The organism is Hymenobacter sp. HSC-4F20, from assembly GCF_019599275.1.
Classification (GTDB): domain Bacteria; phylum Bacteroidota; class Bacteroidia; order Cytophagales; family Hymenobacteraceae; genus Hymenobacter.
On sequence record NZ_JAHZTD010000001.1, the window covers coordinates 1,621,454 to 1,643,695 of the forward strand.

20 protein-coding genes are annotated in these 22,242 nt (G+C 58.2%); 9 read left to right on the top strand and 11 right to left on the bottom strand.

Annotated elements, in window-relative coordinates; translation table 11 throughout:
* Positions 1–3 precede the first annotated feature (3 nt).
* The 6 genes from K3G63_RS07065 to K3G63_RS07090 all read right to left on the bottom strand — a co-directional run bounded on the left by K3G63_RS07065 (position 4) and on the right by K3G63_RS07090 (position 6,641).
* Positions 4–321 carry a circadian clock KaiB family protein gene (locus K3G63_RS07065; RefSeq protein ID WP_220613350.1) on the bottom strand — a complete coding sequence of 106 codons (318 nt, stop codon included), beginning with the start codon at positions 319–321 and terminating at the stop codon, positions 4–6.
* Between the two features lie 41 nt (positions 322–362).
* Positions 363–2,072, bottom strand: a complete 1,710-nt coding sequence (gene kaiC / locus K3G63_RS07070; protein WP_220613351.1) for a circadian clock protein KaiC — start codon at positions 2,070–2,072, stop codon at positions 363–365.
* A gap of 242 nt (positions 2,073–2,314) precedes the next feature.
* Entirely contained in the window at positions 2,315–4,033 is a 1,719-nt protein-coding gene (gene gldG / locus K3G63_RS07075) for a gliding motility-associated ABC transporter substrate-binding protein GldG (RefSeq protein ID WP_220613352.1), read from the bottom strand.
* A 73-nt stretch (positions 4,034–4,106) separates the two neighbouring features.
* The gene (gldF, locus tag K3G63_RS07080; protein ID WP_220613353.1) at positions 4,107–4,832 is read right to left on the bottom strand and encodes a gliding motility-associated ABC transporter permease subunit GldF; all 726 of its coding nucleotides are present in this window, start codon (positions 4,830–4,832) and stop codon (positions 4,107–4,109) included.
* A gap of 98 nt (positions 4,833–4,930) precedes the next feature.
* Complete coding sequence (gldA, locus tag K3G63_RS07085; RefSeq protein ID WP_220613354.1) at positions 4,931–5,839, bottom strand: gliding motility-associated ABC transporter ATP-binding subunit GldA; 909 nt, start codon at positions 5,837–5,839, stop codon at positions 4,931–4,933.
* Between the two features lie 109 nt (positions 5,840–5,948).
* The gene (locus K3G63_RS07090; protein WP_220613355.1) at positions 5,949–6,641 is read right to left on the bottom strand and encodes an SDR family oxidoreductase; all 693 of its coding nucleotides are present in this window, start codon (positions 6,639–6,641) and stop codon (positions 5,949–5,951) included.
* 67 nt (positions 6,642–6,708) lie between these two features.
* Between K3G63_RS07090 and K3G63_RS07095 the strand changes: the two genes are divergently transcribed.
* Positions 6,709–7,434 carry a GIN domain-containing protein gene (locus K3G63_RS07095; RefSeq protein ID WP_220613356.1) on the top strand — a complete coding sequence of 242 codons (726 nt, stop codon included), beginning with the start codon at positions 6,709–6,711 and terminating at the stop codon, positions 7,432–7,434.
* A gap of 5 nt (positions 7,435–7,439) precedes the next feature.
* Here the strand turns inward: K3G63_RS07095 and K3G63_RS07100 are convergent, their stop codons facing one another.
* Positions 7,440–8,150: an SDR family oxidoreductase gene (locus K3G63_RS07100; RefSeq protein ID WP_220613357.1), complete on the bottom strand. Its 711-nt coding sequence runs from the start codon at positions 8,148–8,150 to the stop codon at positions 7,440–7,442.
* Positions 8,151–8,255: 105 nt separating this feature from the next.
* On the opposite strand from K3G63_RS07100, the gene K3G63_RS07105 reads away from it, so the two are divergent.
* Positions 8,256–8,987 carry an ABC transporter permease gene (locus K3G63_RS07105; RefSeq protein ID WP_220613358.1) on the top strand — a complete coding sequence of 244 codons (732 nt, stop codon included), beginning with the start codon at positions 8,256–8,258 and terminating at the stop codon, positions 8,985–8,987.
* A gap of 80 nt (positions 8,988–9,067) precedes the next feature.
* Complete coding sequence (locus tag K3G63_RS07110) at positions 9,068–9,877, top strand: ABC transporter ATP-binding protein (RefSeq protein WP_220613359.1); 810 nt, start codon at positions 9,068–9,070, stop codon at positions 9,875–9,877.
* Between the two features lie 177 nt (positions 9,878–10,054).
* Here the strand turns inward: K3G63_RS07110 and K3G63_RS07115 are convergent, their stop codons facing one another.
* The 4 genes from K3G63_RS07115 to K3G63_RS07130 all read right to left on the bottom strand — a co-directional run bounded on the left by K3G63_RS07115 (position 10,055) and on the right by K3G63_RS07130 (position 13,474).
* A complete protein-coding gene (locus K3G63_RS07115) occupies positions 10,055–10,600 on the bottom strand; it encodes a YfiT family bacillithiol transferase (RefSeq protein WP_220613360.1) in 546 nt (181 codons plus the stop codon).
* Between the two features lie 238 nt (positions 10,601–10,838).
* On the bottom strand, positions 10,839–11,462 hold the full coding sequence (locus K3G63_RS07120; RefSeq protein WP_220613361.1) for a bifunctional nuclease family protein: 624 nt from the start codon (positions 11,460–11,462) through the stop codon (positions 10,839–10,841).
* 200 nt (positions 11,463–11,662) lie between these two features.
* Positions 11,663–12,640, bottom strand: a complete 978-nt coding sequence (locus K3G63_RS07125) for an electron transfer flavoprotein subunit alpha/FixB family protein (protein ID WP_220613362.1) — start codon at positions 12,638–12,640, stop codon at positions 11,663–11,665.
* A 93-nt stretch (positions 12,641–12,733) separates the two neighbouring features.
* Positions 12,734–13,474, bottom strand: a complete 741-nt coding sequence (locus K3G63_RS07130; RefSeq protein ID WP_220613363.1) for an electron transfer flavoprotein subunit beta/FixA family protein — start codon at positions 13,472–13,474, stop codon at positions 12,734–12,736.
* Positions 13,475–13,548: 74 nt separating this feature from the next.
* Here K3G63_RS07130 and K3G63_RS07135 point away from each other — a divergent pair, with 74 nt between their 5' ends.
* From K3G63_RS07135 to K3G63_RS07160, 6 genes are all read left to right on the top strand, one after another.
* Positions 13,549–13,890: a tetratricopeptide repeat protein gene (locus tag K3G63_RS07135; RefSeq protein WP_220613364.1), complete on the top strand. Its 342-nt coding sequence runs from the start codon at positions 13,549–13,551 to the stop codon at positions 13,888–13,890.
* A 175-nt stretch (positions 13,891–14,065) separates the two neighbouring features.
* Positions 14,066–14,743 carry a response regulator transcription factor gene (locus K3G63_RS07140; RefSeq protein WP_220613365.1) on the top strand — a complete coding sequence of 226 codons (678 nt, stop codon included), beginning with the start codon at positions 14,066–14,068 and terminating at the stop codon, positions 14,741–14,743.
* A 102-nt stretch (positions 14,744–14,845) separates the two neighbouring features.
* Positions 14,846–16,195, top strand: a complete 1,350-nt coding sequence (locus tag K3G63_RS07145) for an ATP-binding protein (RefSeq protein WP_220613366.1) — start codon at positions 14,846–14,848, stop codon at positions 16,193–16,195.
* Positions 16,196–16,416: 221 nt separating this feature from the next.
* Positions 16,417–17,703, top strand: a complete 1,287-nt coding sequence (locus tag K3G63_RS07150; RefSeq protein ID WP_220613367.1) for a TolC family protein — start codon at positions 16,417–16,419, stop codon at positions 17,701–17,703.
* Between the two features lie 121 nt (positions 17,704–17,824).
* Positions 17,825–18,919 carry an efflux RND transporter periplasmic adaptor subunit gene (locus K3G63_RS07155; RefSeq protein ID WP_220613368.1) on the top strand — a complete coding sequence of 365 codons (1,095 nt, stop codon included), beginning with the start codon at positions 17,825–17,827 and terminating at the stop codon, positions 18,917–18,919.
* Between the two features lie 66 nt (positions 18,920–18,985).
* Positions 18,986–22,150: an efflux RND transporter permease subunit gene (locus K3G63_RS07160; protein WP_220613369.1), complete on the top strand. Its 3,165-nt coding sequence runs from the start codon at positions 18,986–18,988 to the stop codon at positions 22,148–22,150.
* Positions 22,151–22,242: the final 92 nt, after the last annotated feature.

A 22,242-nucleotide genomic window follows, 5' to 3' on the forward strand; every position in this document is an offset into this window, starting at 1 on the left:
GGCTTACTTACACTCAACCGCCCGGATGTCTAATCCAACCAGTACGCGTTCCTGATTAGACAGGTCGCCAATTATTTTACGAATCGGGACGGGCACTTTGCGTACCAGCGTCGGGATGGCCAGAATTTGGTCGCCGGCGGCCAGCTGCGGGTGCACCAGCAAGTCAATCACTTCCAGCTTGTAGCGCCCTTTCAGGTGCTGCTCACAATAAGACTTCAGATTAGCCAGCGCAGTAACGGACTTCACCGTCTGGCCGGCCACGTACAGGCGCAGTTCCCAGGTTTCATCTTCAGCGGCGGCGGTTGGAAGCGGGGTCTCCATACTCTGGGAACGGTGTAGGTGGTAAAGGAAGTAGTGGAGCCTTATTCAGGCGTGGAGGTACCCGCACTACTTGGCCGGTTATAGCGCAGGGCCTGCTGACGCATCAGCTCATCGTGGTTGATTTGCCGCAGCTCTTCTTCCACCGATTCAAATTCCGTGCGCAGGTTGGTGATGGTAGCTTCCAGCACCCGCCGTTTGCGTTCCAGCTCCCGGTCTTTGCGCTCCAGCTCCTGCTGGTTGGCCAGGGCTTCGGCCTGCTCTTTTACCTGCTGCGTCAGGCGGCTGGCGCCCGTGACAATGCCGGCAGGTCCAATCACGACGTCCAGCAGGCGGATACCTTTGTCGGTAACGAGGAACTCGCGTACTTGGTTAGAATGCGCCATGCCGCGAGATTTCAGAATACTGATGCCGCGGTTTCGCTCGCCTACCCCCTCCAGGTCGCGCACACTCAGCCAGGTATCCACGAGGGAAGAAACGCCTTCCTCCGTCATTTCCTGCTGAATGGTGCGGCCACTGATAAGCGAGGTAAATAAAGCCGTAATGTTGTTGACCTTCAGGAAGTCGATGAGGCGGGTGAGCATGCTGCGCACTTCGGCAATGTTGCCCACCGTAATCAGGTTGCTGATGGGGTCAATTACCACCGCTTCCGGCTGCCAGTCTTTAATGAGTCTGTGCACCGTGACTAGGTGCTTTTCGAGGCCGTTGAGGGTAGGCCGCGAAGCCTCAATGTGCAGCAGGCCCTGCTCCTGATGCTTGCCCAAATCAATATTCACGGAGCGCATGTTGCGCACCAACTGCTGGGGCGACTCTTCAAAAGCGAAGAACAGGCAGCGTTTGCCCGTGCGGCATATTTCCTCTGCAAAGGCCGCCGCCAAGGTGGTTTTGGCCGTGCCGGCCGTGCCGGTAATCAGGATGCTGCTGCCTTTGTAAAACCCATGACGCCCGAACATTTCATCCAGAGCTGGTACTCCGGAAGAAACAATATCATCGGACACCTCATGATCGAGCTTGAGGCTGGTGACGGGTAGCACCGAAATGCCTTCCTCGGTAATAAGGTAAGGATACTCGTTGGTGCCGTGGGTGCTGCCGCGGTACTTTACAATGCGCAGGCGGCGGGTGGTAATCTGTTCAATTACCCGATTATCGAGCAGAATAACGCAGTCCGAGACGTACTCTTCTAGGCCCTGGCGGGTAAGGGAGCCCTCGCCCCGCTCGGCCGTAATGATGGTAGTTACGCCTTTATCCTTCAGCCAGCGAAACAGCCGCCGAATTTCTGAGCGGAGCACGGCCTGGTTGGGAAAGCCTGAAAACAGGGCCTCAATGGTATCCAGCACTACCCGCTTGGCCCCGATGGAATCAATGGCGTAGCCCAGCCGAATGAACAGGCCTTCCAGATCGTACTCGCCGGTTTCTTCGATTTCCGAGCGGTCGACGTGCACATGGTCGAGCCGGAGCTTGCCGCCGTCCTGCAGGGCCTGGAGGTCGAAGCCCAGGGAGGTAACGTTGGCGGCCAGCTCATCGGCGGTTTCCTCGAAGGCCATCAGCACGCCCGGCTCGTCGTAGTCCAGAATACCGCGCACCAGAAACTCGACGCCCATCAGGGTTTTGCCGCAGCCGGCGCTACCACAAACCAAGGTGGGGCGACCCTGCGGCAGGCCTCCTTCCGTAATCTCATCCAGACCATCGATGCCCGTAGGAGTTTTAGGCAGCTGCGGCCCGTGAGGAGTGAAAGAAGTGAGGGCGTCGTGCATATAGTACCAGCGTTTCCAACAAAGATACCCGAATAGCAGACACTTCTCTTTTGACCTCCTCTTGCTGCTCTACCAGCGCTTGGATGGGGCTTCGGCCTACCCCGCTTTCCAGCCCAAAGCCCCTAAACATACGCGTCCTTCCGGGTAAAGCAAGCAACGGGCGCAGGCCTCATGTGCCTACCCCCCGTCGCTTGCTTCAACCCGGAAGGACGATTCAGCAGTTTTCAGCCAAATAAAAAGCCCTAGAACGAGGCGTACCGCCGCTTCCGGCGCCAGGTCCGCACCAGCCCGAACAAGCCCAGCAGCACCAGCGGAGCCACCAGGTTCAGCAGCTGCCACTGGCGGCGCTCGGCAATGGCGCGCAGCTTATCCAGGGGGCGCAGCGTAATTTGCTTGCCGCGCACGGCAATCAGGCCCGATTCGTCCAGCATGTAATCCACGGCGTTCAGGACCAGCTCGCGGTTGGCAAATTCGGTGTTGGCGAGGCGGTCGAAGCCGAGGCGGAAAGGCCGGCCGGTCTTGGGGTCTACCTCGTTGCGCACAAAGTCGCCATCGGAAATGACCAGCACTTTCGCGGGGCGGGCCTGGGGCGAGGTTGCGGGCTGGAAGCGGGTAGTACCGGGCTCGGCGCGGTTGGCAAACAAAGACCGGAACTGCCCTTCCAGCAAATACCCAACGGGCTTGAACTGCGACGTATAGAGCTTGGGGTTAGGCTCCAGGCGGGCATCGTTGAGGTTTACGGGCACTGGGGAGGGTAGTACCCGCGAGTAGCGCGAGGTAAAGAGCAGCGGCGTTTTGCGGATACCTACGGCCTTCACCGTATCCACGCTGCTCACAAATTTGGTGTACACCGCATCGAGGTTGCGCGTGACGGGGTGCTGGCTGAAGTTGTTGATGAGCGGATAAAACTGCCAGGGCATGGGCTCTACCTTGGGCTTGTCGCCGAGGCTGCCCGTGACCAAGGGAATCACCCCGGAGTTCAGATCCAGCAGCAGATCGGGGTTGACGCGCACCCCATACTTGAACAGCAGGTCGTCGAGGTTGAGCTGGAGGGGGAAGGAGAGCATGCCGCCGCGGTTGGCGCTGTCGAGATTCACGCGCATGGCATCCACAAAGAACAGCGCATTGCCGCCCTGGGTAATGAACTGGTCGAGCTTGAATTTTTCCGGCTCCGAATACGCCGTAGCCGGCTTGGCCACGATGATGGCGCTCAGCGTTTTCAGGTCCTGGGGGCGGGCCTGGTTCAGGTTTACCCGAAATACATCGTAGTACTGCTGCAGGGAGCCAATCAGGTCGCCAGCTTCCAGGTTCGACAGCTCGCCGTGGCCCTCCAGCACCCCAATCCGCTTGCGCTGGCCGGGGTTGAGCTTACGGATGGCGCTGGCCAGCTCATACTCCAGCCCTTCGATGCTTTGGTTAAGGCGCACATCGGAGGGGGCAGCCTGGTTGCCGCGCAGCAGCAGCACCTGCTGCTCTTTGCCCCCGGCCGCCACCGTGGCCCACGGAAAGATAATTTTCTCTACCCGTTTCCCGTTCTCATTGGCTCCCAGGTTGGTAGGGCGCAGGCCTTTCTTCAAGAGGGTAGCGTAGTACTCGTTGCGGGCTTTTTCGGTGCCGGCGGCCGAGGGGTCGACGAAGACGTAGTGAAGGTTCGCTCCGCCGTACACCTGCATTTCGTTCAGGGTTTCCCGCACCGACTGTTGCAAGCGCCGAAAAGCCGGCGGGAAGTCGCCATCCAGGTATACCGTCACGGTGACGGGCTGCTTCAGATTCTCCAACAGCTGCTTGGTAGCACCCGACATGGTATAGCGCTTCTCCTCCGTCAGATCAAGCCGGAAGAAAAACAAACCGCCCAGAAAATTCAGCAGCAAGAGCCCCAGCAGGGCCACACCAAAGCGCGTGAGGTCACGGCGTTTGCGGGTGGTTACCGGGGTAGTAGGTTCGGGCGCAGGTGAAGCCATAAAGTGGCAGATTGCAGATCAGATAATAGGATTCAGCACCCTTTTTGGCGCCGAATGAGGAGTAGGAAAACGGTTACCAGTTGCGGCTTTGCAGCACCAGGCGGGTACCCAGCAGCAGGCCGGCAATCAGGCTACCGAAATAAAGCAGGTCGCGGGAGTCGATAAGGCCTTTGCTGATGTCGCGGTAGTGCGCTGCAATGCCCAGTTGCCCGATATAGTAAGCCGGGGCGCCATCGAACACCGAGGCCAGCGAATCGAACCCTGAATACACCAGAAAACAGCCCACCACGGCTACCAGGAAGGCAATAATCTGGTCGCGGGTAATGGCCGAGGCGAAGATGCCGATGGCGGCAAACACGGCTGCCAGCAAGGCCAGCCCCAGGTAGGAGCCCACGGTAGCCGCCGAGTCGATGTTGCCTTTGGGGTTGCCCAGCTGGTATACCGAGTAGTAATAAAGCAGCGTGGGCAGCAGGGCCAGCAAGGCCAGCAGCAGGCAAGCCAGGTACTTCCCGCCGATAATCTGCCCATCGGTAAGCGGGCGGGTGAGCAGCAGCTCCATGGTGCCGGCCTTCTTCTCCTCGGCGAAGGTGCGCATGGTCAGGGCCGGAATCAGGAACAGAAAAATCCAGGGGGCCATATTAAAGAGGGTTTGCAAATCTGCATACCCGTAGTCGAGCACCGAACTGTCTGGGAACACCCACACAAACAGGCCCGTAGCCACCAGAAACACCCCAATGACCACGTAGGCTACCGGGGAGTTGAGGAAGGAGTTAAATTCTTTGCGAAGAATAGAATACATCGGGTAATGAGGTGGTGATGAGGGACATGGAGACTGGTGAACGGCAATCCTGCTTAATCTGGCGTCCGCTTACCGAAGCCTCTCTTCCTCTGGCTAACTTACTTCGTCAAGGACTGGAACACTTGCTCCAGAGACTGTGCTTCCTGCCGCAGCCCCAGCAGCACCCAACCTTGCTGGGCTGCCAGGCGCGAAATGGCACCGCGCTGGTCGGTGCCCCCGGCCGCCCGGATGCGGTACGTATTGCCGGCTTCAGCTTCTACCTGGTTAATGCCCGGCAGGGCGCGCAGAGGCGCTACATCAATCGGCTGCTCAAACTCGGCGCGGATAACCGTTTCACCTGCTGCCCGCGCTCCAAGCTCCGCAACCGGCGAATCGGCCACCAGCTGCCCGCGGTTGATGATGACGGCCCGGCTGCACAGGGCGGCTACTTCGGGCAGAATATGGGTCGAAAAGATTACCGTCTTATCCTGGCCCAGCTCCCGGATCAGGTTGCGGATTTCACCAATCTGGTTGGGGTCGAGGCCGGTGGTAGGCTCATCAAGGATGAGCACGCCGGGGTCATGGATGAGAGCCTGCGCCAGGCCCACCCGTTGGCGGTAGCCCTTGGAAAGCGCCCCAATCTGCTTGTTCTGTTCGCGGCCCAACCCTACCCTATCCACCATCTGCTGCACGCGCTGGCGCCGCTGGCTGCCCTTCAGGCCGTGCACCGAGCCGATGAATTCGAGGTACTCGTGCACGTACATATCCAGGTACAGAGGGTTGTGCTCGGGTAGGTAGCCCACACGACGCCGCACCTCCAGCGGAGCCGTTTGCACATCGTAGCCATCTATGACCACCGTACCCGCGGAAGGCGGCAGGTAGCCGGTAGCAATTTTCATGGTGGTAGATTTCCCGGCTCCATTCGGCCCCAGAAAGCCCAGGATTTCGCCCTTGCCCGCCGTGAAGCTGATATTATTCACCGCCGCCTGGGTGCCGAAGGTTTTGGTTAGCTGTTGAACTTCTACCATATGCTGTAGCGCGAGGCTCCCGCTGCGCGCATCGTTAAACGATAAGATCGTGAATGAAAGTGTATTCTTTCGCTCTACGAAGCGCGCAGCGGGAGCTACGCGCCACTGCTTACTTGGGCTGAGTAGGCCGCATCTGCAGCTCCGAAATCATGACGGTTTGTGGGGCCTCCAGGGCGTGGAGAATGGCGGCGGCAATGTCTTCGGGTTGCATCTTGTGCGGGTCGGGCTCCTGACCGGGGGTAGCCCCGTTGAAGTGGGTTTCCACCGAGCCGGGCATCACGCACGTTACCCGGACCCCGTCGGGCCGCACCTCTTTGAACAGCGCGTCGGAGAAGCCGCGCACGGCGTACTTCGCAGCGCAGTAGCCGGCCAGATTAGCGGTGCCAGCCGTGCCGGCCAGCGAGGCTACGTTGATGATGTGCCCCTGGCGCTGCTTTTTCATTTGGGGCAGCACGGCTTTGGTGCAGTAGAACAGCCCGTGCACGTTGGTATCGAACATGGCGTGCCAGTCTTCCGACGAAAAGCCATCGACGGGGCCAAAATTGCCGATTCCGGCATTGTTCACCAGAACATGGATTTCCTGGCCTAGTTCGCGCTGCGTATTAGTGTAGGCCTCCTGCACGGCTACCTCGTTGCGAATGTCGCACTCGAAAAACTGAAACCGCTCGTGCACAATGTTCTCCGGGGCGGTTCGGCCCCAGCCCGCTACTATGGCTCCGCGCTGGAGCAACGCCTGGGCCGTAGCCAGTCCAATGCCTTTGCTGACGCCTGTGATAATAGCTACCTTGCCGCTTAGGTCCATAGTAGTAGATTTGATGTTCGGGTACGAGATACGGCCGCAAGTTAGCGCCCTGAAACGGCTTTTACGCGTGAGTTCCGCCCTGGGTGGCACCCTCCTAACACTATCGGGCTGCCAGAAGGAAAATGAGGCCGGCTGTTTTACCAGCAAGGGCAGCATTACTACGGAGCGCCGCAGCCTGCCCGCCTTCCGCGTACTGACTACCTATGATAACGTGGCGGTAACTCTAGTGCAGGACTCGGTAACGTATGCGGAGGTGCGCGCGGGCAAAAACCTGCTGGAAGATATCCGGCTGGAAGTGAGAGACGGGCAACTTACCATCCGCAACACCAGCCGCTGCAACTGGGTGCGCCGCTACGATACTCCGCGCGAAGTAACCCTACACACCCCTCGCCTCACCGACGTTTTTCTGCGCGGCCAGGCCGACATCCGCACCGCGGGCACTTTCCAGGCCGATACTCTTTTTGCGCACCTTATCGGCGCCGGCGACTTTCACCTCACACTAGCCAGCACGTATCTGGGAACGAGCCAGTATGAGCTCGGCGATATGTACCTCAGCGGCACAACCCAGGAGCTGCACCACACCCTGGGGGGCAACGGCAGCCTGTATGCTACTGGCCTGCTCACGTCGGATGTTTACCTGCAAACCAATGCCAGCAGCAATGGCAACGGACACTTCCGGGTAAGCCGCGGACTGGCCGGCACCCACGCCGGTACGGGTACGGTTTATTACACGGGTGCTGGTAGCGTCACGCAGCTGCGCATTAGCGGCAAGGGCAACCTGGTGCGGGAATAGCCTGCTTACAAGTCGCCCAGCTGGGGCCGGATCAGCAGTTCTTCTACTACGGCCTGGGGTGAGAGCGAATAAGTAGCAAACACGGCTTCGGCTACGTCCTCGGCTTTAATGAACCGTTCGGCGGGCAGGTCTACGCCTTCCCAGCTGGCGGTGAGGGTAGCGCCCGGCAGCACAGCCGTAACCCGGATGCCGGAAGTTTTCAACTCTTCCCGCAGATTTCGGGTCATGCCCAGCAAGGCGTGTTTGGCAATGCCATAGGAGCCACCGTTGGGGTAGGCCATCAGGCTGGCCGTAGAGCAGATGTTGAAAATGTGGCCCTCCCCTTGCGCCAGCAGCCCTGGTAGCAGCGCCAAAGTAACATCGTAGGCACTCAGCAGGTTTACCTCCAGCATCCGCCGCAATTGGGAGCCATCCTGGGGCTCGTCTTGCAGGCGGCCCGGAATAAACGAGCCCGTGTTGTTAATGAGCACACCTACTTCCCCTTGACCGCGCACAAAGTCCGTAAACCGGATGGTTTCTTCTCGTTGGCTCAGGTCGGCGGGTAGGAAATGGAGTACGGCCCCAGGAATTTGCTGCGTAGCAGTGGCTTGCAGCTCCTGCAGGTCGGTGGCCGAGCGGGCGCAGGTAATAACCGGGTAGCCGGCTTGCAGGAAGCGTAGCACCAGGGCCCGTCCTATTCCTTTGCTGCCGCCCGTAACAACGATATTTTTTTGCATTCCTTTGATTCCTGAATCGGTTTTTACGTAGGAAAGTCAGCTCGGCATTCTGCCGCTACTGCCTGCCGCCGCAAGTTTCCCCTTTTCTTTTCTTTTTCTCCTTTTATGGTCAAATCCTTCGGTGAATTTCTGCTCTTTATTCAGAGCATGCTCACGCGGAAAGAACGGGCAGCCGTGCTCTGGCAACGCACTCTTGATGAGTGCGTTATCATTGGCATCAACTCTATTTTCATTGTCGCCATCGTATCGGCCTTTATCGGGGCCGTAACCTGCGTACAGATTGCCTATAACCTTACGAACCCCCTGATTCCGAAAAGCACTATTGGCTACATGGTGCGCGAAATGACGATTCTGGAGCTGGCGCCTACCATCACCAGCATTGTGCTGGCGGGCAAGGTAGGCTCCAGCATTGCCGGGGGGTTGGGGACTATGCGCATCACGGAGCAAGTATCGGCCTTGGAAGTTATGGGCATCAACTCGGCCTCCTACCTGGTCCTGCCGCGCATTCTGGCGTCCATGCTCATGTTCCCGCTGCTGGTAATTCTGGCCATGGCCTTGTCCATCATTGGGGGCTACCTGGCTGGTTCGCTCACGGGGGCCCTTTCGGCGCAGGAATACATTGAGGGCATTCGCACCGACTTTATTCCGTACAACATCGTCTTTGCCCTGATCAAGTCGGTGGTATTTGCCTTCCTGGTTTCGGCCATTTCTTCGTTTAAGGGGTTTTACACCCACGGCGGGGCCCTGGAAGTAGGCGCGGCCAGCACGACGGCCGTAAATAACTCCATCATTGCTATCCTGGTAGCCGACTTCGCTCTGGCCGCCATTCTTCTGTAACTGGAAGAAGCCAGGCGGAAAATAGCGTATGTGCTGATGCCCTATCGGGTTTTCGCTCCTGGCTCCTAGCTTTTCAACTCATGATTGAAGTCCATAACGTTCAAAAGTCCTTCGATGGTAACCAAGTGCTGAAAGGCATTACGTGCACCTTCGAAACGGGGAAGTGCAACCTGCTGCTGGGTGGCTCCGGCACGGGTAAATCGGTGCTGCTGCAGTGCATTGTGGGGTTGATGAAGCCCGACTTGGGTAGCATCACCTTCGATGGAACCATGTTCACCAATAACAAAGTGAACATCCGGCAGGAAATCCGCCGCAAAATCGGGATGCTGTTCCAGGGCTCGGCCTTGTTCGACTCCATGACGGTGTACGAGAACGTGGAGTTTCCCCTCAAGATGCTCACGCCCGAAATGAGCCGGGAAGAGCGCCGCGACCGGGTAGAGTTTTGCCTGAAGCGTGTGGGGCTTGAAAATGCCGGCGTCAAGATGCCTTCCGAAATTTCGGGGGGTATGAAGAAACGGGTGGGCATTGCCCGGGCTATTGCTCCCAACTGTACCTACCTCTTCTGCGACGAGCCTAACTCCGGTCTCGACCCACTTACCAGTATCAAAATCGACGAACTTATCCACGAAATCACCCATGAGTACGGCATCACCACCGTAGTCGTAACCCACGATATGAACTCGGTGGTGGAAATCGGGGACCATATCATCTTCCTCTACAAAGGGCTCAAACTCTGGGACGGCAACAAAGATGAAATCCTGAATGCCCAGGTGCCCGAGCTTAAGGAATTCATTTTCAGCAGCAGCCTGGTTCGGGCCGCCAAGAAAGTGGACGATGAAACGGAAGGCGGCTTGGCAGCCGCTACCACCGACGAGGCCATCAACATTTAGCCCCTCCCAACGCAAGCAGCGCGGAGCTATCCAGCTCTTCTTTCGGCCGCGCCCTAGTAATGTAGCAAGCCCCGGCTTCCACTCCTGGAAACCCGGGCTTGTCGCTTTTCAGAGGGGTAGGATACTAGTCAGGGAGGCTGGATCCGGCAGTTCGCCCCAACAGAGTAGCTGCGTCTTCTACCACTGCTGCCGCTTGCGCAGCTCCGTGATATGGGCCAGATGATGCCGGCCGTGCCAGGCGTAGAGCACCAGAGCCTGGTCGAGGGTGAAGGTACGCTGGGAGCCGGGGTGGAAGAAGGTGCGCTGCCACTGGGCGTCGGTGAGGTTACGCAGCAGCTTCACCCACCGAATGTGCAGGGCCTCCAGCAGCGCCAGCGACACGGCTACCGGAGTGGCTTCGTTATCGGGAAGCTCGGCCCACAACTGTTCCTCGTATGGGCGCACGATAGGGTTATCCTCGGTCAGGGCCAGCTTAAAGCGCGTGTAGCTATTCAGGTGCGAATCGGGCAAGTGATGAATAACCTGGCGCACCGTCCAGCCGTCTGGGCGGTAGGGCGTGTCGAGCTGCTCGGGTTTGAGGCCCAGCACGGCAGACCTTACGAGGTCGGGCAGGGTAGCAATTTGGGCCATGTAAGCCGTACGGCCGCCCCGGTCCAGCGGTTCGTCGGGCAGTACGGGGTGGCCGATGGGGTAGCGCAAATCGGGAGTAGCAGTAGGTTCCATGCGAGGTTGGGAGGTGTGTCGGGCCGGCAAGTTAGGTACTGGCCTCGAGCGAGTCGGGCAGCAGGCCGTTGAACCGCGAAAAAAGCACCGCCCACTGGCTACGTAGGGCAGCCGGTGGGCGGTGTCAGGAGTAGCCTGGTTTAGGCAACGTCTTCGCACAAACCGAAAACGCTGTTTACTATCCTAATAAGCAACTCCACGCATTCATATTTTTCCCAGCAGTTTTTGGGCTGGTTGGTTAGCCGTTTCGCTTATTGAGTTCGTCGCGGATTTTGGCGGCTTTCTCGTAGTCTTCTCGTTCGAGGGCCTGGGCCAGCATTTTGGTCAGCTCATCCAGCGAAACCTGTCCGCTGGGCTCGCGCGGCTCTACCGGCTTGGGCGCCGGCTGGTCGTTGTCCTCGTCCTCATCGTCATCGGTATCGTCTTCGTCCTCATCGGCATTTTCGTCGAGGTCCGAGAGAATAATACCGGCTTCGCTGAGTACGCTTTCTACCGTGAAGATGGGCACCCCGAAACGCAGGCCAATGGCAATAGCATCGGAGGGGCGGGCATCCAGCTCGAACGTGCTGGCACCATCGGAGCACACAATTTTGGAGTAGAATACGCCTTCCTTCAGATCCGAAATCAGTACTTCCAGCACAGCTACGTGTACCTGCTCGGCAAAGGACTTGAACAGGTCGTGAGTGAGCGGCCGGTTCGGATTAATTTTCTCTATCTGGATGGCGATACTCTGCGCCTCAAACATACCAATGATGATTGGTAAGCGCCGGTTGCCGGTCTTTTCGCCCAGAATCAGGGCAAAGGAGCCCGACTGCGACTGGCTGGACGAGAGGCCCAGAATTTCGAGCGGTATCTTTTTCAAAGGAACTAAAGGACTTAGGTTCTTACGATCGGGAGGGGTAGCGCCAGACCGCATGAATGGGTTAGAGAGGCAGTGGAATCGGATGCAAAAGAAACCAATGCCAGCAACTCCACCTGCATACGGCCAAAAAAGACTTAGGGTCTCAGGAAATTTTCGTCGGCCGGAGCCGAGTCGTTTCCTGAGACCCTAAGTCCTAAGTCCTAGCTGAGTTCTTTAACGGCCTGGGTCAGTTTGGGCAACACATCAAACACGTCGCCCACGATGCCATAATCAGCCGCCTTGAAGAACGGAGCCTCGGGGTCTTTGTTGATGACCACAATTACCTTCGAGGAGTTCACGCCGGCCAGGTGCTGAATAGCGCCCGAAATACCGCAGGCAATGTACAGGTTCGGCGAAACGGTGATGCCCGTCTGGCCTACGTGCTCGTGGTGAGGGCGCCAGTCCACGTCCGACACCGGCTTGGAGCAGGCGGTAGCTGCCCCCAAGGCCTTGGCTAGGTCCTCGATGAGGTTCCAGTTTTCGGGGCCTTTCATGCCGCGGCCACCCGACACCACCTTGTCGGCTTCGGGCAGCAGAATGCCACCGGCCTGATCCTGCATTACTACCTGCTTGGGAGCATCAGCAAAGTCAGCATCCGTCAGTTGGGCCGAGAAGGATACTACCTCGGCGGTTTTGCCCGCCTCGTGCAGCGCTTCGATAGAGTTCTTTTTTACGGCAATAATCTTCCGCTCGCCTTCCAGCTTCATATCAGCGAAAGCCTTACCCGAGAAAGCGCCACGCTTCACCGTGAACGAGCCACCCTCGGTTTTGGGCAGCTCTACTACGTTGGTAGCCAGGCTGGCTTGCAGGCGCACCGACAGGCGCGAGCCGACGGCGGCACCAATGTTGGAGTTAGCCAGCACAATCACCTTGGCATCTTCCTGCTGAGCCGCAGCAGCAATCAGCTTGGTGTAGGCACCGTTCACGAAATCTTTCAGCCGGGGCTCATTGTCGTAGAGCACTTTGGCAATGCCCTGCTCGCCCAGCTTGGCCAGGTTGGCTTCGGTAGCCTCACCCACCGCTATGGCCGTGGCCGAGGTGCCGAGCAGCTGCGCTACCTGGCTGCCGTAGGAAGCTACTTCCAGCGAGGATTTTTTTACCTCGCCACCATCACATTCAACAACTACTAATACTGACATTTTCTGCAAATGAAGAATGAGGAATGAAGAATGAGAAATTAGTGTGAAGGAAACAGCCGAAGCATTTCTTCACTCCTCATTCTTCTTTCTTAATTAAATAACCTTGGCTTCGTTGCGGAGCAGCTTGATCAGCTCGCCAGCGCTTTCGGCCGGAATGAGCTTTACGCCTTGCTTTGCCGGGGGTAGCGCGTAGGAGGCAACTTCAGTACGGGCGCCTTCACCAACGGGCTCCACCACTTTCAGCGGCTTGGTACGGGCCGTCATGATGCCGCGCATGTTCGGGATGCGGGGCTCACACATGGGCTGCTGGCACGACGCCACGAAGGGCGTGCTTACTTCCACGATTTCCTTGCCGCCCTCAATTTCGCGCTCCAGAGTAGCGGTGTTGCCGCTCATATCCAGCTTCATGGCCGGGGCTACCGTCGGGATGCCGAGCAGCTCGCCTACCATACCGTGCACCTGGAAGCCGTTGTAGTCGATGCTTTCCTTACCCATCAGAATTACGTCGTACCCGCCGTCTTTGGCGATGTTGGCAATCTGCTGGGCTACGAAAAACGCATCCTTCGGGAAGGCGTTTACCCGGATAGCGTCGTCGGCGCCAATGGCCAGGGCCTTCCGGATGTTAGGCTCCGTGTCGGCCTCCCCTACGTTCAGTACCGTAACGGTACCGCCGCCCTGGGCTTCTTTCAATTCGATGGCGCGAGTGAGTGCATACTCATCCCAAGGATTAATCACAAATTGCACACCCGCCTTATTAAACTCCTTATTATCAGGCGTGAAGGTGATTTTGGTGGTCGTGTCGGGCACGTTGCTTATGCAAACGAGAAACTTCATCTACGGCTACTTATATGAGAAGAACACGGGGAAAGTCCCAAATTTGGGGCGAAGATACTTAAATCTGACGCCCCATGGAAACCACACCAAGCCGCTTACAGCAACTCCTGGCCTTCTACCAGGATGACCCCACTGATCCGTTCACGATTTATGCCTTAGCTACCGAGTACCGGACCACGGAGCCCGTGCGGGCCATGGAGTATTACCAAAAGCTGCTGGAGGAGCATCCAGAGTACGTGGGTACGTACTACCATGCCGGCAAGATGCTTCAGCAACTAGGAAAGCCGGAAGAAGCCGAAAAAGTTTACCGTACGGGCCTTACGGTAGCGCGTCGGGCCGGACAGCTGCACGCCGCCAGCGAGATTCAGCAGGCCCTTAACCAGTTACTCGGCCTCGACTACGAAGATGAAGACTAAAATGGGGGTAGTACGCTACAGGTACTACCCCTTCTTTATTGGGCTACCTCTGCCGCTAAGTAATTAATCACCTCCTGGCTCCGGCCTGCTTTTTTAGGAAAGCTGGCCGGAGCATTTTCAGGCCGGCTTGAGGCACAAGCTGCCCAAAGAGGCTACTACTAAAGCTCTTGCCATTATGAAAATACTGCTGGTAGAAGATGAGCCGAAGGTATCTGCCTTCATCCGGCGCGGACTGGAGGAAGAGGGCTTTGAGGTAGAGGTGGCCTACGATGGGCGCTTTGGCCGGCAGCTGGCCCTGGCTCATGCCTACGACCTGATTATTCTGGACGTTATTCTGCCCTACTTTAGCGGTCTGGAAATACTCGGGGCCCTACGCGCTCAGGACCAGGAAACGCCCGTGCTCATGCTCACAGCCCTGGGTACTACCCAGGATAAGCTCCTGGGCTTTAGCAGTGGGGCCGATGATTACCTGGTTAAGCCCTTCGACTTTCCGGAATTGGTAGCGCGGGTGCGGGCCCTTACCCGCCGCCGGGGGCAGCAGGCCAAAGGCGCCGTGCTTTCTTTTGAAGATCTGACGCTGGATACCACCGCCAAAACCGTAACCCGGGCCGGGCAGCCCATCAAGCTAACGGCTCGTGAGTTTGGCCTGCTGGAACTGCTCATGCGCCACCCTGGCCGCGTCCTCAGCCGCGCCGAGCTAGCCGCCGACGTCTGGGAAGATTCCTTCGACGCCGGCTCCAATGTAGTGGATGTGTATATCAACTACCTGCGCAACAAGGTAGATAAGGCTTTCAGCCGGAAGCTGATTCAAACCGTGGTGGGCATGGGCTACGTGCTGCGAAGTGAGGCGTGAGGTGGTGAAACGGTCGGCTTAGGGTTCGGACCACACTACCTACCCCACTTGCACTAGCGGAATGTCAGGCTCCCTATTTTACCATCTCACCCCTTTCTTCTAATGACCATTCGCAACCGTCTGACGTGGCTTTTTCTGGGGCTGGTGGCCGTGATTCTGCTGGCGGCCATGACGACGGTATACATTCTGCAGGCCGATTATACCCACGAAGAATTCCGGCAGCGCCTGCGCGACCGGGCCGAGGTAGCGGGCTACGTATTTCTGGAGCAGGATGAGCTACGGGCCGAAGCCTTCCGCGACTTCCAGCGCCGCTACATGCGCACGCTCACGGAGGAAGTGCTCCAGATTTATGATGGCAACCTGCAGCCCCGCTTTATCGAGCATGATGTGCGAATCAGGATTTCCGACCGGATTCTGGCCCAAATTCTGACGGAGAAGGAAGTGTATTTTGAGATTGGGCCGCGCCAGGCAGTCGGCATTTTCTACAGCGACAACCAGGGCAAATTCATTATTGTGGCGGCCGCCCAGAACCGTTCGGGAGCGGCCCGGCTGGAGTATCTGGGCCTGATTCTGGTCTGCATTTTTGTGGGAAGCCTGCTGCTGATTTACGTGGCCGGGCGGGTGTTTGCGGGCAAGGCCCTGGCCCCCATTGCGGCCGTGAACGACCAGGTGGACCGCATCACGACCCAGGACCTGCACCTGCGCGTGACGGAAGGCAGTAGCCACGAGCAGGACGAAATTACCCGCCTGGCCCGCACCTTCAACCGCATGCTGGAGCGCCTGGAGGAGGGCTTCGAAACCCAGCGTACCTTTGTCAGCAATGCTTCCCACGAGCTTCGCACGCCCCTCACCGCCACCATTGGCGAGCTGCAGGTGCTGCTGAACCGGGAGCGGGAACCGGCGGCCTACCGCGAGGGGGTAGCCTCGGTGCTGCACGAGCTGCAACAGCTCAAGCTCCTGATCAATAACCTCCTGGAGCTAACCCAAACCAACCCCGGCGCTACCGACGATGTTCGGCTGGATGAGCTGCTGTGGGAAGCCCGCGAAGCTGTTGCGCCCGCCCAGCGGCCCCGCCTGCACATTACGTTGGGCAACCTACCCGAGGAGGCTGAGCAGCTGGAAATCAGGGGCAACCGCCAGCTACTCAGCCGCGCCCTAACCAACCTGCTGGACAATGCCCTGAAGTACTCCGCGCCCGAGCAACCCGTAGAGGTGCGCCTGGACTACCACCAGGGCCGCCGCCACATTCGGGTGCAGGACCACGGCATTGGCATCCACGACAAAGCCTTACCCCAGATTTTCCAGCCTTTCTTCCGTGCCGACAACGCCCGCAACGTGGTGGGCCACGGCATTGGGCTGCCACTGGCCCGCAAAATTATTCAGTTGCACGGCGGTGAGCTGCGCATTACCTCTCACTTGGGAAAGGGCACCGTGGCCGAAGTTATCTTGTAGCAACACGGTCCACATTACGAGCTAGCGAAGCAAGCGGGCAGGCGTTGAGCCATAAGTGGTAGGATGTTACGCTGAGCTGGCCGAAGCATCTCTTGCGCTTCGCAGCAAGCCTGATTGCGCCTTTCCGGAAAAAATTTCTGCTCTAATCCGTTTCTAATCTACCTCTAATTCAGGCCTAATACGGGGGGCGTACTCTTGCATATCCTTACCCCTCACCGGATATGCAACGTCCTTTTTTCCTGCTGCTGGCCGCCTGGCTGCTCAGCTTTTCCGCTCATACCGCTTCGGCTGCCCCGCTTGGCGCCGATACGGTTCGCCTAACTCTTTCGGAAGCCGAACAGCGCTTCGTCAGCAACAACCTGAGCCTGCTGGCTCAGCGCTACAACGTATCGGCGGCGGAAGCCCAGATTACCCAGGCCCGCCTCTGGGACAACCCTACCATTTCGCTGGAGCAGAACGCCTATAACCAGTACACGCGCAAGGTGCTGGATGTAACAAAAACCGGCAACTCCATTGTGCAGGTAGAGCAGCTGTTTGCCCTGGCTGGCCGGCGCAAAGCGGCTACCAACGCGGCCCAGCAGAATGCGCTGGTAGAGCAGTTTACCTTCGAGGACATGCTGCGCACCCTGCGCTTTCAGCTGCGCACCACGTTCTACGACCTCTACTTCAAGCAGCAGAGCGTGGGCGTGTACGACATGGAAGTAGCCAGCTTTCAGCGCACCGTAAACTTATACCAGGGCCAGTACCAGCGCGGCAATATTGCATTAAAGGAAGTAGTCCGGCTGAAGGCGTTTCTGTTTCAGTTGCGCAACGAGCGCCAGGCCCTGCTCAGCAACATTGCCGCCCAGCAAACCGATTTGCGCACGCTGATGCGCGACACCACCGGCACCTACTACCTGCCCACCGCCGACCCTAACCGGCTCCGCGCCCTGAACCTGAGTGGCCGCACCGAGCAGCAGCTGATTGACTCAGCCCAGGCCAACCGCGCCGACCTGAAGGCCCGCCAGGCCGCCGTGCAGGCACAAGCCCAGAACCTGCGGCTGCAGCGGGCCCTGGCTACCCCCGACCTGGCCGTGGGCTACACCTACGACCGCGCCGGCAACTACATCCAGAACTATAACGCCGTCACGCTGGGCATTGCCGTGCCCATTTTCAACCGCAACCAAGGCAACATACGCACGGCCCAAAACCAGGTGGAAGTCAGCAAGGCACTGCTGGGCCAGCAGCGGCTACAGGTGCAAAACGATGTACAGGAAGCCTGGCGCCTGGCTGGCCAGACGGATGCTCTTTACCAAAGCACCGACTACGGCACCTCCGACTTCGACCGCCTGATGCAAGGCATTGATGAAAGCTACGCCAAGCGCAACCTCACGGTAGTGGAATTCCTGGATTTCTACGAGAGCTACAAAAACAACCTCGTGCAGCTCAACAGCCTCCGGGCTAGCCGCTTGCGCGCCTTTGAGCAGCTGAATTACGCTGTAGGCCGCCCGGTGTTCAACGCCGAATAGGTCACCTGCTACCCCTGCTGCCGGGCTGAAGCCTGCCGCACCCAAAGCCCCCTGCCTTACCTAATACGCTAGCCTTGGCCTGCTGCCTGGGCCTCCGCAAGCCTTTACGCACTCAACCAATATGAACCGCATTGCCGCTTTCCTACCCCTGGCCCTGAGCGCAACCCTGCTGGGCTGCTCGAAATCAGAAGATGCCGCTGAACCCCAGCAAGCCAAAGCCAGCTTTTCGCTTTCCGATCAGATGCTGCGGGAGCTGAAAATTGACACGGTACGCAATGAGCCCGTGCGCAACGAGCTGACTCTTTCGGGCCAGATTGCCACCAACGGCGACAAAACCGTGAAGGTGTACCCGCTGGTGGGCGGCGTGGTGGAACAGCTCACGGTAGAGCTCGGCGACCACGTTACCAAAGGACAAGTGCTGGCCGTGATTCGGAGTGGGGAAATTGCCGATCTACAAAACCAGAACAGTACCGCTGGCACCGACCTCGACATTGCTCGCAAGAACCTACAGGTGCTGGAAGAACAATACGCCGCGGGGCTGGCCTCGGAGCGCGATGTAACCCTGGCCCGCAAGGAGCTGCAAAAAGCCGCCGGCAACGTGGGCAAAACCCGCAAGCAGATGAACGTGTACGGCGTATCGGCTGATGGCACCTACACGTTGCGCGCCCCTATTTCGGGCTTTATCACGGAGAAAAATGTGACTGACCACATGCAGTTCAACGCTGATAATGTGGGCAACCTGTTCACCGTGTCAAACCTCGAAGATGTGTGGATTATGGCCAACGTCTTCGAGTCGGATATCAGCAAAGTGAAGGAAGGCTACGCCGCCGACGTAACGACCCTCTCCTACCCCGACAAGCACTTCCAAGGCCGCATCGACAAGATTTTCAACGTGCTTGACCCCGAAAGCAGGGTAATGAAAGTGCGGGTGCGCCTGCCCAACCCGGGCTACCAGCTAAAGCCCGAGATGTACGCCCAAATCAAAATCAGGAACACTGAAGACCAAAAGATGCTGGCCGTACCCGCCAAAAGCGTGGTGTTTGCCAAAGACCGGCACTTTGTAATGGTTTTCAAGGACCGCCAGCACATCGAAACCCGCGAGGTGCAGGTGGCCAAAACCGTCGGCGACGTGAGCTACGTGGCCTCGGGCCTGCGCGACGGGGAGCGTATCATCTCCCGAAACCAACTGCTGGTGTACGACGAGCTGAACGACTAGCGTCAGCGCTAGCTCTCCTTGTCAAAATCCAGCTTCTAGCTACTGCTTCCCAGCTTTTCCAAAGCCATGAATAAATTCATCCAGGGCATTATTGCCTTTTCGCTCAAGAACCGGGGCTTTGTGTTCCTGATGACGTTGGTCGTGATTGTGGCCGGAGTCATGAGCTACCGGAACACGCCCATTGAAGCCTTCCCCGACGTCACGAACACCGAAATCACCATCATCACGCAGTGGCCCGGCCGCTCGGCCGAGGAGATTGAGAAGTTCGTGACGGCTCCCATTGAAATTGCCCTGAACCCGGTTCAGAAGAAAACCAGCATCCGGAGCACTACCCTTTTCGGGCTGTCGGTAGTGAAGGTAATTTTCGATGACGGCGTGGACGATGCTTTTGCCCGCGTGCAGGTCAACAATTTGCTCGACCAGGCTGACCTGCCCGAGGGTGCCGACCCCGACGTGCAGCCGCCCTACGGCCCCACCGGCGAGATTTTTCGCTATACCCTCAAAAGCAAGAACAAAACCACCCGCGAGCTAAAAACCTTGCAGGATTGGGTGGTGGAGCGCAACCTGAAAGCAGTGCCCGGCGTGGCCGACGTGAATAGCTTTGGGGGCGAGGTGAAGGACTACGAAATATCGGTGAACCCCGGCAAGCTCCAGGCCCTGAGCCTTACCCCCCTAGACCTGTACAATGCCATTCAGCGCAGCAACATCAACGTGGGCGGCGACGTGATAAACGCGGGTCAGCAGAACTATGTGGTGCGCGGCATCGGCCTGCTCAACAACATCGGCGACATCAACAATACGGTCATTAAGAACGTGAACGGCGCCCCCATTCTGGTGAAAGATGTGGCCCTGGTGCATGAGTCGGCATTGCCGCGCCTGGGCAAGGTAGGGCGGGGCCTGAACGACGACGTACTGGAAGGCATTGTGGTAATGCGCAAGGGCGAAAACCCCTCGGAAGTTATTGCCCGCCTCCAGGAGAAAGTGGCCCTGCTCAACGACAAGATTCTGCCTTCTGATGTGAAAATTCAGAGCTTCTACGACCGGCAGCAGCTCATCGACTTCTCCACCGAAACCGTTATTCACAACCTGCTGGAAGGCATTATTCTGGTGACGGTTATCGTGTTTGTATTCATGGCCGACTGGCGCACCACGGTTATTGTGTCGGTGATTATTCCGCTGGCCCTGCTGTTTGCCTTCATCTGTCTGCGCCTCAAGGGTATGTCGGCCAACCTGCTCAGCATGGGCGCCATCGACTTCGGCATCATCATCGATGGGGCCGTGGTGATGGTGGAAGGGCTATTTGTGGCCCTCGACCACAAGGCCCACCGCCTGGGTATGGAGAAGTTCAACAAGCTCGCCAAGCTGGGCCTGATCAAGAAAACCGGCCGCGACATGGGCAAGGCCATTTTCTTCTCCAAGGCCATCATCATCACGGCCCTGCTACCCATCTTCTCCTTTGAAAAGGTAGAAGGCAAGGTATTCTCGCCTCTGGCCTGGACACTGGGTTTTGCCTTGCTGGGGGCGCTCATCTTCACGCTCACATTGGTGCCAGTGCTCACGAGCATTCTGCTGAAGAAGAACGTGGTGGAGAAGGATAACTTCTTTGTGCGCGGCATCAATCGGGGCTCCGAGCGGTTCTTTTCCTTTACCTACGCCCGCAAAACGGCCAGCCTGCTGTTTGCTACCGTCACGGTAGTGCTGGGGCTGGGCTGCTTCCACTTCCTGGGTTCCGAGTTCCTGCCGGAGCTGAACGAAGGCTCCATTTACGTGCGGGCTCAGCTGCCGCTGAGCATTTCCCTGGATGAAAGCAACAAGCTCTGCAACGAGATGCGCCGGGTGTTCCTGTCGTTTCCGCAGGTAGGCGACGTGGTAAGCCAAACCGGCCGCCCCAACGACGGCACCGACCCGACAGGCTTCTACAACAACGAGTTTCTGGTGCAGCTCAAGCACACGCCCGAAGTGCAGGCCGAGATGAAGCACAAAGACAAGCGCGAGGCCCTGATTGAGCACATGAAGGAAAAGTTGGCCCGCTTCCCCGGCGTGAACTTCAACTTCTCTCAGCCTATCACCGATAACGTGGAGGAAGCCGCCTCGGGCGTGAAAGGCTCCATTGCCGTGAAAATCTACGGGACTGACCTGAAGCTGATGGAAGAAAAGGCCCGGCAAGTGTACGGGGTGCTGCGGAACATCAAAGGCATCGACGACCTGGGCGTGCTGCGCAACATTGGCCAGCCGGAGCTACATGTAGAGCTGGATGAGCAGCGCATGGCCAGCTACGGCGTAAGTAAAGCCGACGCTAACGCGGTGCTGGAAATGGCTGTGGGTGGTAAGCAGGCCTCCCAGATGTACGAAGGCGAGCGGAAATTCCCCATTCGGGTGCGCTACCAGGAGCAGTTCCGCCAAACCCCGGAGCGCATTGCAGCCCTAATGGTGCCCACCCAAAGCGGCAAAACCATTCCGCTCTCCGAAATTGCTACCATCGGCACCGTAAACGGCCCCAGCCTCATCTACCGCGACGACAACCAGCGCTTTGCCGCCGTGAAGTTCAGTATTCGGGGCCGCGACATGGGTAGCACCATCGAGGAAGCCCAGAAGAAGGTGGAACAAGTGGTTAGCTTGCCCAAAGGCTACAGCATGAAATGGACCGGCGACTTTGAAAACCAGCGCCGCGCCACCGAGCGCCTGGCCCAGGTAGTGCCCGTATCCCTGGCCCTGATTTTCTTTATCCTGTTCATTTTGTTCGGCAACCTCAAAGACGCAGGGCTGGTGCTGCTGAACGTGCCGTTTGCCATCATCGGCGGTATTGCGGCCCTGCTGCTTACGCACACCAACTTCAGCATCTCGGCCGGCATTGGGTTTATTGCCTTGTTTGGCATCTGCATTCAGAACGGGGTAATTCTGATTTCGGTGTTCAAGCAGAACATGGCCCGCAAGCTGAGCCTCGACCGGAGCATCCACGAGGGTGTCACCAGCCGCGTCCGACCCGTGGTGATGACGGCCCTGATGGCAACCATCGGGCTGCTGCCCGCGGCCCTGAGCACCGGCATCGGCTCCGAAACCTCCAAGCCCCTGGCTATTGTGGTGATTGGGGGCCTGATTACCGGCACTCTGCTAACCCTGTTCATCTTCCCGCTCATCTTCGAGAAAGCCTACCGCGCCGAGCATTCCCGGTACGCCGACGACCTTACGCCCCACCCCGAGCGGCACCAGCCAGCAGTGCTGGTGCATTAAAGGGTAATTGGTTTAGTGGATAAACAAGAGTCGGCTGTTGGCCGGCTTTTGTTTGTTTCAAGGGGGTAGGGTTCTTCCCGGAGAAAACCACT

Excerpts from the sequence above, each read along its gene's own strand:
- K3G63_RS07125 (WP_220613362.1), bottom strand. The coding sequence starts at position 12,640 with ATGTCAGTATTAGTAGTTGTTGAATGTGATGGTGGCGAGGTAAAAAAA.
- gldG (WP_220613352.1), bottom strand. The coding sequence starts at position 4,033 with ATGGCTTCACCTGCGCCCGAACCTACTACCCCGGTAACCACCCGCAAA.
- K3G63_RS07150 (WP_220613367.1), top strand. The coding sequence starts at position 16,417 with ATGCAACGTCCTTTTTTCCTGCTGCTGGCCGCCTGGCTGCTCAGCTTT.
- K3G63_RS07130 (WP_220613363.1), bottom strand. The coding sequence starts at position 13,474 with ATGAAGTTTCTCGTTTGCATAAGCAACGTGCCCGACACGACCACCAAA.
- gldA (WP_220613354.1), bottom strand. The coding sequence starts at position 5,839 with ATGGTAGAAGTTCAACAGCTAACCAAAACCTTCGGCACCCAGGCGGCG.
- K3G63_RS07145 (WP_220613366.1), top strand. The coding sequence starts at position 14,846 with ATGACCATTCGCAACCGTCTGACGTGGCTTTTTCTGGGGCTGGTGGCC.
- K3G63_RS07160 (WP_220613369.1), top strand. The coding sequence starts at position 18,986 with ATGAATAAATTCATCCAGGGCATTATTGCCTTTTCGCTCAAGAACCGG.
- gldF (WP_220613353.1), bottom strand. The coding sequence starts at position 4,832 with ATGTATTCTATTCTTCGCAAAGAATTTAACTCCTTCCTCAACTCCCCG.
- K3G63_RS07135 (WP_220613364.1), top strand. The coding sequence starts at position 13,549 with ATGGAAACCACACCAAGCCGCTTACAGCAACTCCTGGCCTTCTACCAG.
- K3G63_RS07100 (WP_220613357.1), bottom strand. The coding sequence starts at position 8,150 with ATGCAAAAAAATATCGTTGTTACGGGCGGCAGCAAAGGAATAGGACGG.
- K3G63_RS07105 (WP_220613358.1), top strand. The coding sequence starts at position 8,256 with ATGGTCAAATCCTTCGGTGAATTTCTGCTCTTTATTCAGAGCATGCTC.
- K3G63_RS07090 (WP_220613355.1), bottom strand. The coding sequence starts at position 6,641 with ATGGACCTAAGCGGCAAGGTAGCTATTATCACAGGCGTCAGCAAAGGC.
- K3G63_RS07110 (WP_220613359.1), top strand. The coding sequence starts at position 9,068 with ATGATTGAAGTCCATAACGTTCAAAAGTCCTTCGATGGTAACCAAGTG.
- kaiC (WP_220613351.1), bottom strand. The coding sequence starts at position 2,072 with ATGCACGACGCCCTCACTTCTTTCACTCCTCACGGGCCGCAGCTGCCT.
- K3G63_RS07155 (WP_220613368.1), top strand. The coding sequence starts at position 17,825 with ATGAACCGCATTGCCGCTTTCCTACCCCTGGCCCTGAGCGCAACCCTG.
- K3G63_RS07065 (WP_220613350.1), bottom strand. The coding sequence starts at position 321 with ATGGAGACCCCGCTTCCAACCGCCGCCGCTGAAGATGAAACCTGGGAA.
- K3G63_RS07140 (WP_220613365.1), top strand. The coding sequence starts at position 14,066 with ATGAAAATACTGCTGGTAGAAGATGAGCCGAAGGTATCTGCCTTCATC.
- K3G63_RS07115 (WP_220613360.1), bottom strand. The coding sequence starts at position 10,600 with ATGGAACCTACTGCTACTCCCGATTTGCGCTACCCCATCGGCCACCCC.